Raw genomic sequence first — 15,216 nt, forward strand, 5'->3', positions numbered from 1 at the left:
GGGCACCGAGATGGTGATGCCGGGCGACAACATCACGATGGAAGTGACGCTGATTGCGCCGATCGCCATGGAAGAGAAGCTGCGCTTCGCCATCCGCGAAGGCGGTCGCACCGTCGGTGCCGGCGTCGTCGCTTCCGTGATGGATTAATTGAGAGGATCAAAGGACAGCGGCCGGGTTTCGGCTCGGTCGCTTCCCTTGTTGAATGGATAAGCCATGAACGGTCAAAACATTCGTATTCGCCTTAAGGCGTTCGACCACAGGATCCTCGACGCTTCGACACGTGAAATCGTGTCGACCGCGAAGCGGACCGGCGCTCAGGTGCGCGGGCCCATCCCGCTGCCGACGCGCATCGAGCGCTTTACGGTGCTTCGCTCGCCGCACATCGACAAGAAGTCGCGCGAGCAGTTCGAGATGCGCACTCACAAGCGTGTTCTCGATATCGTGGACCCCACCCCGCAGACGGTTGATGCTCTGATGAAGCTCGATCTCGCTGCTGGTGTGGACGTGGAAATCAAGCTCTGAGCCTTCGGGCTTGGAGCCTTCGGTAGACACGCCGAGAGGATACGCACATGCGCTCAGGCGTCATTGCACAGAAAGTCGGGATGACCCGCATCTTCACGGATGCTGGCGAGCATGTCCCGGTCACGGTTCTGAAGGTCGACAGCTGCCAGGTCGTCGCCCACCGGACCAAGGAAAAGAACGGCTACACCGCGCTGCAGGTCGGCGTCGGCAAGGCCAAGGTGAAGAACGTTTCGAAGGCCGAGCGCGGTAGTTTCGCCGTTGCCCAGGTCGAGCCGAAGCGCAAGCTCGCGGAATTCCGCGTCTCCGAGGATGCGGTCATCCCGGTCGGCGCCGAGATCACCGCTGATCACTTCATTGCCGGTCAGTTCGTTGATGTCACGGGCATCACGACCGGTAAGGGCTTCGCGGGCGGCATGAAGCGCTGGAACTTCGGCGGATTGCGCGCCACGCACGGCGTGTCGGTCTCCCACCGGTCGATCGGTTCGACCGGCGGTCGCCAGGATCCGGGCAAGACGTTCAAGAACAAGAAGATGCCGGGTCACCTGGGCGTCGAGCGCGTCACCACGCAGAACCTGCGTGTCGTGTCGACCGACGTCGAGCGCGGTCTGATCCTCGTCGAAGGCGCCGTTCCCGGTGTCGCCGGCGGCTGGATCTTCGTCCGCGATGCGGTGAAGCGCAAGCTGCCGAAGGAAGTGCCGATGCCCGGCGCATTCCGCTCGGCCAACGATGCTGCGCCGGCCGCCCAGGCTGAGCAGGCCCAAGAGGAGAATGCGTGATGAAGCTTGATATCACCACGCTCGAAGGCGGCAACGCCGGTTCGGTCGACCTGAACGAGACCATCTTCGGTCTCGAGCCGCGCGCCGATCTTCTGGCCCGTTGCGTCCGCTGGCAGCTCGCGAAGCGCCAGGCCGGCACGCACGCCGTCAAGAATCGTTCGGACATCGACCGGACGACGAAGAAGGTCTACAAGCAGAAGGGCACCGGCAGCGCCCGCCACGGCGCCGCGAGCGCTCCCCAATTCCGGGGCGGCGGTCGTGCCTTCGGCCCGCAGGTCCGCAGCCATGCTCACGATCTGCCCAAGAAGGTTCGCGCTCTCGCCCTGAAGCACGCGCTCTCGTCGAAGGCCAAGGATTCTTCGCTCGTCGTGATCGACGACGTGAAGCTTTCCGAGCCGAAGACGAAGGCTCTCGTCGAGCGCTTCGGCAAGCTCGGTCTCGGCAACGCCCTGATCATCGGCGGCGCTGAAATCGAGACGAACTTCCAGCGGGCTGCTCGCAACATCCCGAACATCGACGTCCTGCCGGTGCAGGGCATCAACGTCTATGACATCCTGCGTCGCGAGAAGCTCGTTCTCACGAAGTCGGCTGTCGATGCGCTGGAGGCGCGTTTCAAATGAGCCTGGACCCGCGCCATTACGATGTGATCGTAAGCCCGGTCATCACCGAGAAGGCCACGACCCTGTCCGAACAGAACAAGGTTGTCTTCAAGGTGCGTCCGGATGCGACGAAGCCGCAGATCAAGGAAGCGGTGGAGAAGCTGTTCGATGTCAAGGTGAAGAGCGTCAACACGCTCGTCACCAAGGGCAAGGTGAAGATGTTCCGCGGCATCCGCGGCCAGCGGTCGGACGTGAAGAAGGCGGTCGTAACCCTCGTTGAGGGCCAGACCATCGACGTCACGACGGGCCTCTGATCGGTTGAGAGAGTGATCCGATGGCTTTGAAAACATTCAAACCGATCACCCCCGGCCTGCGCCAGCTGGTGATCGTCGACCGCAGCGAGCTCTACAAGGGCAAGCCGGTCAAGAAGCTGACGGAGGGCAAGAGCTCCTCCGGCGGCCGCAACAACCTGGGTCGCGTGACCGTCCGCTTCCGTGGCGGTGGTCACAAGCGCACCCTCCGTCTGGTCGACTTCAAGCGTCGCGCCCGTCTGGGCGATGCGGCGACTGTGGAGCGGATCGAGTACGATCCGAACCGCACCGCCTTCATCGCTCTGATCCGCTACGCCGACGGCGAGCAGTCCTACATCCTGGCCCCGCAGCGTCTGGCTGTCGGCGATCAGGTGTCGGCTGGCGAGCAGGTCGACATCAAGCCGGGCAACGCGATGCCGATCGGCAACATGCCGGTGGGAACGATCATCCACAACGTCGAGCTGAAGATCGGCAAGGGCGGCGCTCTCGCCCGTTCCGCCGGAACGTATGCTCAGATCGTTGGTCGTGACCAGGGCTACGTGACGATCCGCCTGAACTCCGGTGAGCAGCGCCTGGTCCATGGGCTGTGCTTCGCCAGCGTCGGTGCGGTGTCGAACCCGGACCACATGAACACCTCGATCGGTAAGGCTGGTCGTAACCGTTGGCTTGGCAAGCGTCCGCACAACCGCGGCGTTTCCATGAACCCGATCGACCACCCGCACGGTGGTGGTGAGGGTCGCACCTCCGGTGGTCGTCATCCGGTGTCCCCGTGGGGCGTACCGACCAAGGGCAAGAAAACCCGTTCGAACAAGCGGACCGACAAGTTTATCGTGTCGAGCCGCCACGCTCGGAAGAAGTAAGGATAGAGGCACGTCATGGCACGTTCGCTTTGGAAGGGTCCGTTCGTCGACGGCTACCTCCTCAAGAAGGCCGAGGCTGCCCGTTCCTCGGGCCGCAACGAGGTTATCAAGATCTGGAGCCGCCGCTCCACGATCCTCCCGCAGTTTGTTGGCCTCACCTTCGGGGTCTACAACGGTCAGAAGCACATTCCCGTCTCCGTGAACGAGGAAATGGTGGGTCACAAGTTCGGCGAGTTCTCGCCGACCCGCACTTTCCACGGCCACGCGGCGGACAAGAAGGCGAAGAGGAAGTAAGATGGGTAAGGCCGCGACTCCTCGCGCACTGAGCGACACCGAGGCTCAAGCCGTCGCTCGCATGCTGCGCGTCAGCCCCCAGAAGCTCAACCTTGTTGCGGCCCTTATCCGCGGCAAGAAGGTTTCTGCGGCTCTCGCCGATCTCGAGTTCTCTCGCAAGCGCATCGCGCGTGACGTGAAGAAGTGCCTCGAGAGCGCCATTGCCAACGCCGAGAACAACCACAACCTCGATGTGGACGATCTCGTCGTCAGCCAGGCCTATGTGGGCAAGGCGCTCGTCATGAAGCGCTTCCACGCCCGGGCCCGCGGCCGGGGTGCTCGTATCATGAAGCCGTTCTCGAACCTCACGATCGTGGTTCGGGAAGTTGCCGAACAGGCATAAAGGAGAACCAGATGGGTCAGAAAATCAACCCGATCGGTCTTCGGCTCGGCATCAACCGGACCTGGGACTCGCGCTGGTTCGCCGGCAAGGGCGAGTACGCCAAGCTGATGCATGAGGACATGGCGATTCGCGAAGCTCTCATGAAGCAGCTGAAGCAGGCCGCCGTTTCGAAGATCGTGATCGAACGCCCGCACAAGAAGTGCCGCGTCACCATCCACTCGGGTCGCCCGGGCGTGGTGATCGGCAAGAAGGGCGCCGACATCGAGAAGCTGCGCAAGCTCGTTTCGAAGATGACGGACGCCGACGTGGCGATCAACATCGTCGAAGTCCGCAAGCCGGAGGTCGACGCGACGCTGGTGGCCGACTCGATCGCTCAGCAGCTCGAGCGCCGTGTCGCTTTCCGCCGCGCCATGAAGCGCGCCGTTCAGTCGGCGATGCGTCTGGGCGCCGAGGGCATCCGTATCAACTGCTCGGGCCGTCTGGGTGGCGCTGAAATCGCCCGCCTCGAATGGTATCGCGAGGGCCGCGTTCCGCTGCATACCCTGCGTGCGGATGTGGATTACGGAACGTCCACGGCCTTCACGACCTATGGCACCTGCGGCATCAAGGTCTGGATCTTCAAGGGCGAAATCCTCGAGCACGATCCGATGGCCCAGGACAAGCGGATGAACGACGAAGGAGGCCGCTCCGGTGGCCGCCGCGAGCAAGCGGCGTAACCGAGAGGTCAGGAGAGGTTTGCCATGTTGCAACCGAAGAAAACCAAGTTCCGTAAGCAGTTCAAGGGCCGTATCTCCGGCACTGCGAAAGGCGGTACGGACCTCAACTTCGGCCAGTTCGGCCTGAAGGCGATGGAACCCGAGCGCGTCAACGCTCGTCAGATCGAAGCGGCTCGCCGCGCCATCACCCGCGCCATGAAGCGCGCGGGCCGGGTGTGGATCCGCATCTTCCCGGACGTGCCGGTGTCGTCGAAGCCGACCGAAGTGCGTATGGGTAAGGGTAAGGGCGCTCCCGAATTCTGGGCGGCCAAGGTAAAGCCTGGCCGTATCATGTTCGAGATCGACGGCGTGCCCGAGGATATCGCTCGCGAGGCCCTGCGCCTCGGCGCAGCGAAGCTCCCGATCAAGACGCGCTTCATTCAGCGCATTGCCGAGTAAGGAGGGGATCATGAAGTCTAAGCAGAGAGCCTCTGACCTCAACGCGATGTCGAAGGACCAGCTGTCGGACGAGTTGCTGAACCTGAAGAAGGAGCAGTTCAACCTCCGCTTCCAGCGTGCGACCGGCCAGCTCGAAAACACCGGACGCGTCCGTGAGGTCCGCCGGGACATCGCCCGCGTCAAGACGCTGCAGCGCCACAAGGCCGCTGCGGCTAAGGCTTAAGAGGAAATCAAGATGCCGAAGCGCGTTTTGCAGGGCGTCGTTGTCAGCGATAAGCAGGACAAGACGGTCGTCGTGAAGGTGGAACGTCGTTTCACGCACCCGGTTCTGAAGAAGACCGTGCGTAAGACGAAGAACTACCACGCACACGACGAGAACAACACTGCCAAGGTGGGCGACACGGTCTTCATCGAAGAGACCAAGCCGTTCTCCAAACTCAAGACCTGGGTGCTCGTCAACGAAGCGAAGGCCTAAAAGCTTTCGTTTTGGGGTTGTCTAATGGGGGCGGTTCGTGTATACGGCCGCCTCTCTCGACATTTGAAGGGCAGGGGACGTCAGATCCCCGTCAGGCGTAGTCCGGGGGGCAATCCTGCCTTGGCCCGGAAACCTGTCTGAAACAAAGGAAAGGATCAAAGCCATGATCCAGATGCAGACGAATCTTGACGTCGCCGATAATTCCGGCGCCCGTCGCGTGATGTGCATCAAGGTTCTCGGCGGTTCGAAGCGTAAGTACGCTTCCGTGGGCGATATCATCGTCGTATCCGTGAAAGAAGCTATCCCGCGCGGCCGCGTGAAGAAGGGCGACGTCATGAAGGCGGTCGTCGTGCGCACCGCCAAGGACATCCGTCGCGCTGACGGCTCGGTCATCCGTTTCGACCGCAATGCCGCCGTTCTGATCAACAATCAGAAAGAGCCGGTCGGCACCCGCATCTTCGGCCCCGTTCCGCGTGAACTGCGTGCCAAGAACCACATGAAAATCATTTCGCTTGCGCCGGAGGTGCTCTAATGGCCGCGAAGATCAAGAAGGGCGACAAGGTCGTTGTCCTGACCGGTCGCGACAAGGGCAAGACCGGTGAAGTCGTGCAGGTGCTCCCGAAGGAAGAGCGCGCGGTCGTCCGTGGCGTGAACCTCGTGAAGCGCCACCAGCGCCAGACGGCAAACGCCGAGGGCGGCATCATCTCGAAAGAGGCTGCCATCCACCTGTCGAACCTGGCCTACGCGGACCCGAAGGACGGCAAGCCGACCCGGGTTGGTTTCAAAGTTCTCGAAGACGGCCGCAAGGTTCGTTTCGCCAAGCGTTCGGGAGACCTGATCGATGGCTAAGGCTCAGGTGGACGGCTACACGCCGCGGCTGAAGAAGCACTACGAGGAAGTGGTGCGTCCGAAGCTCATTGAAGAATTCGGCTACAAGAACCCCATGGAAGTCCCGACGATCGAGAAGATCGTCCTTAACATGGGCGTCGGCGAATCGACTGCGGACTCGAAGAAGGCTTCGGTCGCCGCTTCTGATCTCGCGCTCATCGCCGGCCAAAAGCCGGTGATCACGAAGGCCCGCAAGGCTATCTCGCAGTTCAAGGTTCGCGAGGGCATGCCGATCGGTGCCAAGGTCACGCTGCGCAAGGCTCGCATGTACGAGTTCCTTGACCGTCTCGTGACCGTCGCTCTTCCCCGCGTCCGCGACTTCCGGGGCCTCAACCCCAAGTCGTTCGACGGCCGCGGCAACTACGCAATGGGTATCAAGGAGCACCTGGTGTTCCCTGAGATCAATTACGACAGGGTCGAGCAGGTTTGGGGCATGGACGTCGTCATCACCACCACGGCGAAGACCGACGAAGAAGCCCGCGCCCTGCTGCGTCACTTCAACTTCCCGTTCCGGCAGTGAGGATAGCTGTCCTCAAACGCGGACACTGGAGATAAAAGCATGGCTAAGAAAAGCGCTATTGAGAAGAACAAGCATCGTCGCGAGCTGGTGAAGAAGTTCGCCGGCCGGCGCGAGCGCCTCCTGGCGGTCGCCAACGACGAGTCGAAGTCCATGGAGGAGCGCTTCGAGGCGCGCCTCAAGCTGGCTGAGCTGCCGCGCAACTCGAGCAAGACCCGCATTCGCAACCGTTGCGAGATCACGGGCCGCCCGCGCGCCTTCTATCGCAAGCTCGGCATGTCGCGTATCGCTCTGCGCGAACTGGGCAACAAGGGCCTGATTCCGGGCCTCGTGAAGTCCAGCTGGTAAGGGGAGGGCATTATATGATCAACGATCCGTTGGGCGATATGCTCACCCGTATCCGTAACGCGCAGATGCGCCGTCGCGGGTCCGTCTCCACCCCCGGCTCGAAGCTTCGCGCCCGTGTCCTCGAAGTTCTGAAGAGCGAGGGCTACATCCGCGACTATTCGCAGACCGAGTTCGGCAACGGCCGGACCGAGTTCTCGATCGAGCTGAAGTACTATGACGGTCAGCCGGTGATCCGCTCCATCGAGCGTGTCTCCAAGCCCGGCCGCCGCGTGTATGCCTCCGTCGACACCATGCCTCGCGTGGCTGACGGCCTCGGCATCACCATCCTCTCGACGCCCCAGGGCGTGATGGCCGACCATGAGGCCCGTGAGAGGAACGTGGGCGGCGAAGTGCTCTGCAAGGTCTTCTAAGGCCAGGCACCCGCACAGAACCACGGAGATTCGAAAATGTCCCGAGTAGGCAAGAAGCCCGTTACGGTTCCGTCAGGTGTGACGGCTACCGTTGACGGTCAGATGGTAAAAGTGAAGGGCTCGAAGGGCGAACTCTCGTTCCTCGTTCCCGAGGAAGTGTCGGTTGCTCTTGAGAGCGGCGCCGTGTCGGTGAACCCGCGCGACGAGTCCAAGACGGCCCGTTCGAAGTGGGGCATGTCCCGCGCCCAGGTGGCGAACCTGGTCGAAGGCGTGTCCAAGGGCTTCGAGAAGCGCCTCGAGATCAACGGCGTCGGCTACAAGGCCGCCGTTGCCGGCAAGGTGCTGAAGCTGTCGCTGGGCTACAGCCACGATATCGACTACGCGATCCCGGCCGGTGTCACGATCACGACGCCCAAGCCCACGGAGATCATCGTGGCCGGCATCGACAAGCAGGTCGTCGGTCAGACCGCCGCCGAGATCCGCGAGTATCGCGGTCCGGAGCCCTACAAGGGCAAGGGCGTCAAGTACTCCGACGAGTTCATCTTCCGCAAGGAAGGCAAGAAGAAGTAAGGACGACGTATCATGGCTGAGAAGAAAGGCGCTGAAGATCGCCGCAAGGCTCGTGTGCGCCGTGCGATCAAGAAGGCAGCGAATGGCCGTCCGCGTTTGTCGGTCTTCCGTTCGTCCAAGCAGATCTACGCCCAGGTCATCGATGACGTGCGCGGCCATACGGTCGCCTCGGCTTCGACCCTCGAGGCTGACCTGAAGGGCAAGCTCAAGACCGGCGCCACCGTGGATGCGGCGAAGGAAGTGGGCAAGCTCGTTGCGGAGCGCGCGGTTCAGGCCGGCGTGAAGCAGGTCATCTTCGACCGCTCGGGCTACCTCTATCACGGCCGCGTCAAGGCTCTGGCCGACGCAGCCCGTGAAGGCGGTCTGGATTTCTAACGGCGGGTATAATCCAAGCAACCCTTAGCGAGCGGGCCCGCCGCCCGCGCAAGTGAGAGGTCTCATGGCTAGAGAACCAAGAGAACGTGCTGATCGCGAAGAGCGCGACAGCGAATTCGTGGACCGCCTGGTCCACATCAATCGCGTCGCCAAGGTGGTGAAGGGCGGCCGTCGCTTCGGCTTCGCTGCTCTCGTCGTCGTCGGCGACCAGAAGGGCCGCGTCGGCTTCGGCCACGGCAAGGCCCGTGAAGTGCCGGAAGCCATCCGCAAGGCCACGGACGCCGCCAAGCGTTCCATGATCCGCGTCGCCCTCCGCGAGGGCCGCACGCTCCACCATGACGTGAACGGCCGCCATGGCGCCGGCAAGGTCGTGCTGCGTGCCGCTCCCCAGGGTACCGGCATCATCGCCGGTGGCCCGATGCGTGCCGTCTTCGAAGTGGTGGGCATGCAGGACGTGGTCGCCAAGTCGCTCGGCTCGTCGAACCCGTACAACCTCGTCCGCGCGACGTTCGACGCGCTCAAGAACGAGGACAGCCCGCGTTCGGTCGCTGCTCGCCGTGGCCTGAAGGTCTCGACGCTGCAGGCTCGCCGCCGCGATGCGGATGCCAGCGAAGCCGCTGGCGCTGAAGCGTAAGGGAGGCTTTGACGATGGCAAAGAATCCTGCTTCCGCTGGGAAGACCGTCACCGTTGAGCAGATCGGCTCGCCGATCCGCCGCGAAGCCAAGCAGCGCCAGACGCTGATCGGCCTCAAGCTCAACAAGCTTCACCGTACCTCGACCTTGGAAGACACGCCGGCTGTGCGCGGCATGATCGAAAAGGTCAAGCACCTCGTGCGCGTTGTCGACGGGCAGTGAGGAGAGCGTCATGAAACTCAACGAAATTCGTGACAACGAAGGTTCCACCAAGAACCGCATGCGTGTCGGCCGTGGTATCGGCTCCGGCAAGGGCAAGACCGGTGGACGCGGCGTGAAGGGACAGAAGTCCCGTACCGGCGTGTCGATCAAGGGCTTCGAAGGCGGTCAGATGCCTCTGCATCGCCGTCTGCCGAAGCGCGGCTTCAACAAGCCGAACGCGATCGACCTCAACGAGGTCAATGTCGGCCGTATCCAGCAGGCCATCGAGGCCGGCAAGCTCGACACGGCTGCCGCCGTGACCGTCGAGTCGCTGGTTGCCGCCGGTGTTGTGTCCAAGCCCCGCGACGGCGTGAAGATCCTCGGCGTCGGCGAGCTCAAGACGAAGCTTTCCTTCCAGGTCCACGGCGCGTCCAAGTCGGCCGTCGAAGCGATCGAGAAGGCTGGTGGCTCGGTCACCCTCCTGGGTGCCGTTGCGCAGGCGTGAGCCAGCGCCCACATTGACTAAGATCCAAGCGGCGGCCCGCGTCTGATCGCGTGGCCGCCGTTTGCGTGATGACCGTCACGTATCAGGGAATTCGGGGACACCACTATGGCCTCAGCAGCCGAGCAACTTGCGGCAAACATCAATTTCGGCGCCATTGCCAAGGCCGATGAGCTGAAGAAGCGCATCTGGTTCACCTTGGGCGCTCTCATCATCTACCGTCTCGGCACCTATATTCCGCTGCCCGGTATCGACCCGGAGGCTCTCCGGCAGAGCTTCCAGAATGCCAGCGGGGGCGTGCTCGGCCTCTTCAACATGTTCTCGGGCGGCGCCGTGGAGCGCATGGCGATCTTCGCCTTGAACATCATGCCTTACATCTCGGCATCGATCATCGTCCAACTCCTCACCTCCGTTCTGCCCTCGCTCGAGGCGCTGAAGAAGGAAGGGGAGGCGGGGCGCAAGATCCTGAACCAGTACACGCGGTACCTGACGGTGTTCCTGGCCGTGTTCCAGTCCTGGGGCATCGCGGTCGGCCTGCAGAGCTCGGGGACCATCGTGCAGGCTCCCGGGCCGTTCTTCCTCATCTCGACCGTGATCACGCTCACCGGCGGCACCATGTTCCTCATGTGGCTGGGCGAGCAGATCACCTCGCGGGGCATCGGCAACGGCACGTCGCTGATCATCTTCGCCGGCATCGTGGCGAACCTGCCGAACGCGATCGCAGGCACGCTCGAGCTCGGCCGCCAGGGCGCGATCTCGACGGGCCTGATCCTCGGCGTCATCGTCATGGCCGTGGCCATCATCTACTTCGTCGTGTTCATGGAGCGCGCTCAGCGCCGCCTGCTCATCAATTATCCGAAGCGCCAGGTCGGCAACCGGATCTATGAGGGCCAGACGTCGTTCCTGCCGCTCAAGCTGAACACCTCGGGCGTGATTCCGCCGATCTTCGCCTCGTCGCTGCTGCTGCTGCCGGCCACCATCGGCAGCTTCCAGCACAACGCCGACGGGACGGGCATCATCTCTATGCTCACGACCTATCTGGGCCATGGGCGGCCGGCCTACATGTTCATGTATGCCGCGCTGATCGTTTTCTTCGCCTTTTTCTACACGGCTATCGTGTTCAATCCGACCGAGACGGCCGACAACCTGAAGAAGCAGGGTGGCTTCATTCCGGGCATCCGTCCCGGCGAGCGCACGGCGGATTTCATCGACCAGGTCCTGACCCGTATCACCGTGCTGGGCGCGGCCTATCTGGTGATCATCTGCCTGATTCCCGAACTGCTGGTGTCTTACGCCGCTTTGCCATTCTACTTTGGCGGCACTTCGCTTCTGATCGTGGTGTCTGTTACCATGGACACGGTCGCCCAGGTGCACGGCCATCTTCTGGCGCACCAGTACGAGGGCCTCGTCAAGAAGGCGAAGCTCAAGGGCGCCCGCAGGCGATAAGGCGATCTCCGGCGAATCGGGGGGCCGGTTCGCCGTCAATGAACACGTGACTGGCAAGGGGAGCCGGTCTCCGCCGGGAGAGCGGCTCCGGACTTTGACGATCCCGCCTGAAGGCGGGGACACTCGACGGAGTGAGGGGGGCGTCGATGAGGATGATTCTGCTGGGGCCGCCGGGGGCCGGAAAAGGCACTCAGGCTGTGCGTCTGGTCGAGAGGCTGGGGATTCCGCAGCTGTCGACGGGCGACATGCTCCGCGCAGCGGTGGCAGCCGGCACGCCGGTGGGCCTCAAGGCGAAAGCCGTCATGGACCGGGGCGATCTGGTGTCCGACGATATCGTGGTCGGCATCATCGCCGACCGGATCGAAGAGGCCGACGCCAGGAACGGCTTCATCCTCGACGGGTTCCCGCGGACCGTGGCTCAGGCCGAGGCCTTCGACGCCATGCTGGCCGATAAGGGCCTCAAGCTCGATTCCGTCATCGAGTTCAAGGTGAACGAAGTCGAGCTGGTCGACCGGATCGTCAAGCGCGCCAGGGAGACGGAAGCCCGCGGAGAGCCGGTCCGCAAAGACGACAACCCGGAGGTCTTCAAGACCCGGCTCGAAGCCTACCGGAACCAGACGGCTCCGCTTTCGGCCTATTACGAGAGCAGGGGCATGCTCAGGACCGTCGACGGCATGAAGCCCATCGACGACGTAACGGAAGCGGTCAAGAGAATCCTGGGTCGCTGAAGGGCAGGGGCAGCCTGGCTGCTTCTCATCCGTTCCCGTCAAACCTCTTATCGTCTCCGATCAGAACGTCCCGTAGGATCTTCGGCACGGGAAAGCCGTAACCGGATCCCGGTGTTTCGAAATACAAGCCTCCGGACTGGTGGTAGTCGCTGAGATACAGCCGCGCACTGATCGTCTGAAGCGCTAGAATGATCGCCTGGACCTGATCGACGCCATGGCTTGTGTCCTCATCCACGCCGTCGGGCCAGCCAATAGAGAAGCGGCAAGACCAGTGTTTGCCGCCACCCTCGGGGGCATAAAGCCTGACAGGCACAGGAATGGTTGTCCCTGATTGTGCGGCATAGTCGAGATCGCGCTGTGCGATGATCATCGGAGCAACAGTAGTTCAGCGGCGGAGCTCGCCGGATTTCTGTCGCTATAGAGTTGCAGTTAATCTTCCGGCGAATCAATACTGGGTGTCCGGTGATGCGGTCAGGATAGGTCCCTAAGGTGCAGGGCAGGGAACCGACTACCGGCGGAGCCGGTAAACGGTGTTGACGCAACGCCAAAAAGCGGCTATGTGCCTCCCCTTGCAAAAGATGAGCTCGGCTCGAAGGGCTTCGGGAGAAGTCAATCGGGTCGTTTTGTTTTGCATAAGCCCGCGCAGGGGCCGGCCTCCACCGGACGCGCGATAACCAAAACCCGAAGCATTTGCTTCCCACATGGAGACGGACGATGGCCCGTATAGCAGGCGTCAACATCCCGACCGCCAAGCGCGTTGTGATCGCGCTTCAGTACATCCACGGCATTGGGCCCAAGAAGGCCCAGGAGATCGTCGAGAAGGTCAACATCCCGGCCGAGCGCCGCGTGAACCAGCTGACCGACGCCGAAGTTCTGGCCATCCGCGAGACGATCGACCGCGACTACATCGTCGAAGGTGATCTGCGCCGCGAAGTGTCCATGAACATCAAGCGCCTGATGGATCTTGCCGCCTATCGTGGCCTGCGCCACCGCCGCAGCCTTCCGACCCGCGGTCAGCGTACCCACACGAACGCCCGCACCCGCAAGGGCAAGGCGAAGCCGATCGCCGGCAAGAAGAAGTAATTTTGATCGGCCGCCCCCGACGGGCGGCCTTTTCTCCCGAGCGCCTGGAACGACGGGCGCGCTTGAAGGATCTTTGGAATGGCTAAAGAAGCTACCCGCGTCCGCCGCCGCGAACGCAAGAACATCGTTTCCGGCGTGGCGCATGTGAACGCCTCGTTCAACAACACCATGATCACCATCACCGACGCCCAGGGAAACACGATCTCCTGGTCCTCGGCTGGCGCCATGGGTTTCAAGGGTTCGCGTAAGTCGACCCCTTACGCGGCGCAGATCGCCGCTGAAGATGCGGCCCGCAAGGCTGCCGAGCACGGCATGCGCACCCTCGAGGTCGAGGTGTCCGGTCCCGGCTCAGGCCGTGAGTCCGCTCTGCGCGCCCTCCAGTCGGCCGGTTTCACCGTCACGTCGATCCGTGACGTGACGCCGATCCCGCACAACGGCTGCCGCCCGCGCAAGCGTCGCCGCGTCTAAGGTTATCCGGCGCGTGGGTCCAAAACCCACGCGCGTTCCGGTTTAAAGGGCGGACTGAGCGCCTCCCTTCAAGCCGTACCTCATGAGGTGTGGTTGTGATCCAAAAGAACTGGCAAGAGCTGATTAAGCCGAACAAGCTTGAAGTCGCCCCCGGCGACGACCCGAAGCGCATCGCGACGGTCGTGGCCGAGCCGCTCGAGCGTGGCTTCGGCACGACGCTCGGCAACTCGCTGCGCCGGGTCCTCCTGTCGTCGCTCCAGGGCGCGGCGGTGACGGCGATCCATATCGACGGCGTGCTGCACGAGTTCTCGTCCATCCCGGGCGTCCGCGAGGACGTGACCGACATCGTCCTCAACGTGAAGACGATCGCCATCAAGATGCAGGGCGAGGGCGCGAAGCGCATGACGCTCCGCAAGACCGGCCCCGGCGCCGTGACGGCTGGCGACATCAACACGGTCGGCGATGTGCAGATCCTGAACCCCGAGCTCGTGCTCTGCACCCTCGACGAGGGCGCCGAGATCCGCATGGAGTTCACGGTCGATATGGGCAAGGGCTACGTTCCGGCCGAGCGCAATCGCACCGAGGACGCCCCCATCGGCCTCATCCCGGTCGACTCGCTCTACAGCCCGGTGAAGAAGGTCTCCTATCGCATCGAGAACACCCGCGAGGGCCAGATTCTCGACTACGACAAGCTGATCATGACGGTCGAGACCAACGGCGCCGTGACGCCTGAGGATGCCGTGGCCTATGCCGCCCGCATCCTGCAGGATCAGCTCCAGGTCTTCGTCAACTTCGAAGAGCCGCGCAAGGAAGAGGCTGCCGCTGCCGCGCCGCAGCTGCCGTTCAACCCGGCCCTGCTCAAGAAGGTGGACGAGCTCGAGCTGTCGGTCCGTTCGGCGAACTGCCTGAAGAACGACAATATTGTCTACATCGGCGATCTCATCCAGAAGTCCGAGGCGGAAATGCTCCGCACCCCGAACTTCGGCCGCAAGTCGCTCAACGAGATCAAGGAAGTTCTCGCCGGCATGGGCCTGCACCTCGGCATGGACGTGCCGGGCTGGCCGCCGGAGAACATCGAAGACCTCGCGAAGCGCTTCGAAGAGCATTACTGAGTTTCTTGAGGCCGCCTCACAATGAAGGCGGCCTCAAATCTGCCCCTCGTCCGAAAGGGCGGGGATCATAAGAGAGACGGCCGTACCTTGGCACGGCGGCCGTAAGATCAAGGAGAAAGCCAATGCGTCACGGATTTCGTGGTCGTCGCTTCAACCGCACGACCGAACACCGCAAGGCCATGTTCGCCAATATGGCGGCTGCGCTGATCAAGCACGAGCAGATCGTCACGACCCTGCCGAAGGCGAAGGACCTGCGTCCGGTCGTCGAGAAGCTGATCACCCTCGGCAAGCGCGGTGACCTGCATGCCCGTCGTCTCGCCATGTCGAAGCTGCGCGACGAGACCATGGTCAAGAAGCTGTTCGACGTTCTTGGCAAGCGCTACCAGGACCGCAACGGCGGCTACACCCGCGTCCTGAAGGCCGGCTTCCGCTACGGCGACAACGCCCCTCTGGCCGTGATCGAGTTCGTGGACCGCGACGTGGATGCGCGCGGCCAGGATTCGGGCCCGACCATGAAGGAAGAGCTGGTCGAAGCCGCCGAGTAAGATCTCGGTTGCAAGG

The 15,216-nt window shown here is 62.8% G+C and carries 28 protein-coding genes and 1 pseudogene; 28 read left to right on the forward strand and 1 reads right to left on the reverse strand.

Annotated elements, in window-relative coordinates:
- The 24 genes and pseudogenes from tuf to AB4097_RS10690 all read left to right on the forward strand — a co-directional run.
- A pseudogene (gene tuf, locus AB4097_RS10575) lies at positions 1 to 148 on the forward strand (elongation factor Tu); the annotation flags it as partial.
- Between the two features lie 66 nt (positions 149 to 214).
- A complete protein-coding gene (rpsJ, locus tag AB4097_RS10580) occupies positions 215 to 523 on the forward strand; it encodes a 30S ribosomal protein S10 (protein ID WP_009764298.1) in 309 nt (102 codons plus the stop codon).
- 47 nt (positions 524 to 570) lie between these two features.
- Positions 571 to 1,299: a 50S ribosomal protein L3 gene (gene rplC, locus AB4097_RS10585; protein WP_262029966.1), complete on the forward strand. Its 729-nt coding sequence runs from the start codon at positions 571 to 573 to the stop codon at positions 1,297 to 1,299.
- Positions 1,299 to 1,919 (forward strand): 50S ribosomal protein L4, encoded by a 621-nt coding sequence (gene rplD, locus AB4097_RS10590; RefSeq protein WP_442039244.1) that lies wholly within the window; start codon positions 1,299 to 1,301, stop codon positions 1,917 to 1,919. Before rplC ends, rplD begins: the two co-directional genes overlap by 1 nt.
- Complete coding sequence (locus AB4097_RS10595; protein ID WP_442039246.1) at positions 1,916 to 2,212, forward strand: 50S ribosomal protein L23; 297 nt, start codon at positions 1,916 to 1,918, stop codon at positions 2,210 to 2,212. The genes rplD and AB4097_RS10595 overlap by 4 nt, the downstream gene beginning before the upstream one ends.
- A gap of 20 nt (positions 2,213 to 2,232) precedes the next feature.
- On the forward strand, positions 2,233 to 3,069 hold the full coding sequence (gene rplB, locus AB4097_RS10600) for a 50S ribosomal protein L2 (protein WP_442039248.1): 837 nt from the start codon (positions 2,233 to 2,235) through the stop codon (positions 3,067 to 3,069).
- Between the two features lie 15 nt (positions 3,070 to 3,084).
- Positions 3,085 to 3,363, forward strand: a complete 279-nt coding sequence (gene rpsS / locus AB4097_RS10605; RefSeq protein ID WP_009764303.1) for a 30S ribosomal protein S19 — start codon at positions 3,085 to 3,087, stop codon at positions 3,361 to 3,363.
- A 1-nt stretch (position 3,364) separates the two neighbouring features.
- A complete protein-coding gene (gene rplV / locus AB4097_RS10610; RefSeq protein WP_009764304.1) occupies positions 3,365 to 3,745 on the forward strand; it encodes a 50S ribosomal protein L22 in 381 nt (126 codons plus the stop codon).
- Between the two features lie 11 nt (positions 3,746 to 3,756).
- Positions 3,757 to 4,461: a 30S ribosomal protein S3 gene (gene rpsC / locus AB4097_RS10615; protein ID WP_009764305.1), complete on the forward strand. Its 705-nt coding sequence runs from the start codon at positions 3,757 to 3,759 to the stop codon at positions 4,459 to 4,461.
- A 24-nt stretch (positions 4,462 to 4,485) separates the two neighbouring features.
- Positions 4,486 to 4,899, forward strand: coding sequence for a 50S ribosomal protein L16 (gene rplP / locus AB4097_RS10620; RefSeq protein ID WP_036352973.1), 414 nt, complete (start codon positions 4,486 to 4,488; stop codon positions 4,897 to 4,899).
- A gap of 10 nt (positions 4,900 to 4,909) precedes the next feature.
- A complete protein-coding gene (gene rpmC / locus AB4097_RS10625) occupies positions 4,910 to 5,122 on the forward strand; it encodes a 50S ribosomal protein L29 (RefSeq protein WP_099511395.1) in 213 nt (70 codons plus the stop codon).
- A 12-nt stretch (positions 5,123 to 5,134) separates the two neighbouring features.
- Positions 5,135 to 5,374 carry a 30S ribosomal protein S17 gene (gene rpsQ, locus AB4097_RS10630; RefSeq protein WP_009764308.1) on the forward strand — a complete coding sequence of 80 codons (240 nt, stop codon included), beginning with the start codon at positions 5,135 to 5,137 and terminating at the stop codon, positions 5,372 to 5,374.
- A 163-nt stretch (positions 5,375 to 5,537) separates the two neighbouring features.
- Complete coding sequence (gene rplN, locus AB4097_RS10635; RefSeq protein ID WP_009764309.1) at positions 5,538 to 5,906, forward strand: 50S ribosomal protein L14; 369 nt, start codon at positions 5,538 to 5,540, stop codon at positions 5,904 to 5,906.
- Positions 5,906 to 6,223, forward strand: coding sequence for a 50S ribosomal protein L24 (gene rplX, locus AB4097_RS10640; RefSeq protein WP_009764310.1), 318 nt, complete (start codon positions 5,906 to 5,908; stop codon positions 6,221 to 6,223). The genes rplN and rplX overlap by 1 nt, the downstream gene beginning before the upstream one ends.
- The gene (gene rplE / locus AB4097_RS10645; protein WP_442039252.1) at positions 6,216 to 6,782 is read left to right on the forward strand and encodes a 50S ribosomal protein L5; all 567 of its coding nucleotides are present in this window, start codon (positions 6,216 to 6,218) and stop codon (positions 6,780 to 6,782) included. Before rplX ends, rplE begins: the two co-directional genes overlap by 8 nt.
- 39 nt (positions 6,783 to 6,821) lie before the next feature.
- Entirely contained in the window at positions 6,822 to 7,127 is a 306-nt protein-coding gene (rpsN, locus tag AB4097_RS10650; protein WP_442039254.1) for a 30S ribosomal protein S14, read from the forward strand.
- Between the two features lie 14 nt (positions 7,128 to 7,141).
- Positions 7,142 to 7,537, forward strand: coding sequence for a 30S ribosomal protein S8 (gene rpsH / locus AB4097_RS10655; RefSeq protein ID WP_009764313.1), 396 nt, complete (start codon positions 7,142 to 7,144; stop codon positions 7,535 to 7,537).
- Positions 7,538 to 7,573: 36 nt separating this feature from the next.
- Positions 7,574 to 8,107 (forward strand): 50S ribosomal protein L6, encoded by a 534-nt coding sequence (gene rplF, locus AB4097_RS10660; protein ID WP_442039257.1) that lies wholly within the window; start codon positions 7,574 to 7,576, stop codon positions 8,105 to 8,107.
- 12 nt (positions 8,108 to 8,119) lie between these two features.
- Positions 8,120 to 8,482, forward strand: coding sequence for a 50S ribosomal protein L18 (gene rplR / locus AB4097_RS10665; RefSeq protein WP_009764315.1), 363 nt, complete (start codon positions 8,120 to 8,122; stop codon positions 8,480 to 8,482).
- Positions 8,483 to 8,546: 64 nt separating this feature from the next.
- Entirely contained in the window at positions 8,547 to 9,116 is a 570-nt protein-coding gene (gene rpsE, locus AB4097_RS10670) for a 30S ribosomal protein S5 (protein WP_036353003.1), read from the forward strand.
- 14 nt (positions 9,117 to 9,130) lie between these two features.
- Positions 9,131 to 9,337, forward strand: coding sequence for a 50S ribosomal protein L30 (gene rpmD / locus AB4097_RS10675; RefSeq protein ID WP_009764317.1), 207 nt, complete (start codon positions 9,131 to 9,133; stop codon positions 9,335 to 9,337).
- 10 nt (positions 9,338 to 9,347) lie between these two features.
- A complete protein-coding gene (gene rplO, locus AB4097_RS10680; RefSeq protein ID WP_442039260.1) occupies positions 9,348 to 9,821 on the forward strand; it encodes a 50S ribosomal protein L15 in 474 nt (157 codons plus the stop codon).
- A gap of 105 nt (positions 9,822 to 9,926) precedes the next feature.
- Complete coding sequence (gene secY, locus AB4097_RS10685) at positions 9,927 to 11,264, forward strand: preprotein translocase subunit SecY (protein WP_442039262.1); 1,338 nt, start codon at positions 9,927 to 9,929, stop codon at positions 11,262 to 11,264.
- A gap of 146 nt (positions 11,265 to 11,410) precedes the next feature.
- A complete protein-coding gene (locus AB4097_RS10690) occupies positions 11,411 to 11,992 on the forward strand; it encodes an adenylate kinase (protein WP_442039264.1) in 582 nt (193 codons plus the stop codon).
- Positions 11,993 to 12,017: 25 nt separating this feature from the next.
- On the opposite strand, the gene AB4097_RS10695 is transcribed toward AB4097_RS10690, so the two are convergent.
- On the reverse strand, positions 12,018 to 12,362 hold the full coding sequence (locus tag AB4097_RS10695; RefSeq protein ID WP_442039266.1) for a DUF6968 family protein: 345 nt from the start codon (positions 12,360 to 12,362) through the stop codon (positions 12,018 to 12,020).
- A gap of 344 nt (positions 12,363 to 12,706) precedes the next feature.
- Between AB4097_RS10695 and rpsM the strand changes: the two genes are divergently transcribed.
- The 4 genes from rpsM to rplQ all read left to right on the forward strand — a co-directional run bounded on the left by rpsM (position 12,707) and on the right by rplQ (position 15,200).
- Entirely contained in the window at positions 12,707 to 13,075 is a 369-nt protein-coding gene (gene rpsM / locus AB4097_RS10700) for a 30S ribosomal protein S13 (protein WP_099511408.1), read from the forward strand.
- A 78-nt stretch (positions 13,076 to 13,153) separates the two neighbouring features.
- Positions 13,154 to 13,543, forward strand: coding sequence for a 30S ribosomal protein S11 (gene rpsK / locus AB4097_RS10705; protein ID WP_009764323.1), 390 nt, complete (start codon positions 13,154 to 13,156; stop codon positions 13,541 to 13,543).
- An 89-nt stretch (positions 13,544 to 13,632) separates the two neighbouring features.
- A complete protein-coding gene (locus AB4097_RS10710; RefSeq protein ID WP_262029955.1) occupies positions 13,633 to 14,655 on the forward strand; it encodes a DNA-directed RNA polymerase subunit alpha in 1,023 nt (340 codons plus the stop codon).
- A 122-nt stretch (positions 14,656 to 14,777) separates the two neighbouring features.
- On the forward strand, positions 14,778 to 15,200 hold the full coding sequence (rplQ, locus tag AB4097_RS10715) for a 50S ribosomal protein L17 (protein ID WP_442039269.1): 423 nt from the start codon (positions 14,778 to 14,780) through the stop codon (positions 15,198 to 15,200).
- Positions 15,201 to 15,216 lie beyond the last annotated feature (16 nt).

It is taken from the genome of Microvirga sp. 2MCAF35, from assembly GCF_052115545.1.
Classification (GTDB): domain Bacteria; phylum Pseudomonadota; class Alphaproteobacteria; order Rhizobiales; family Beijerinckiaceae; genus Microvirga.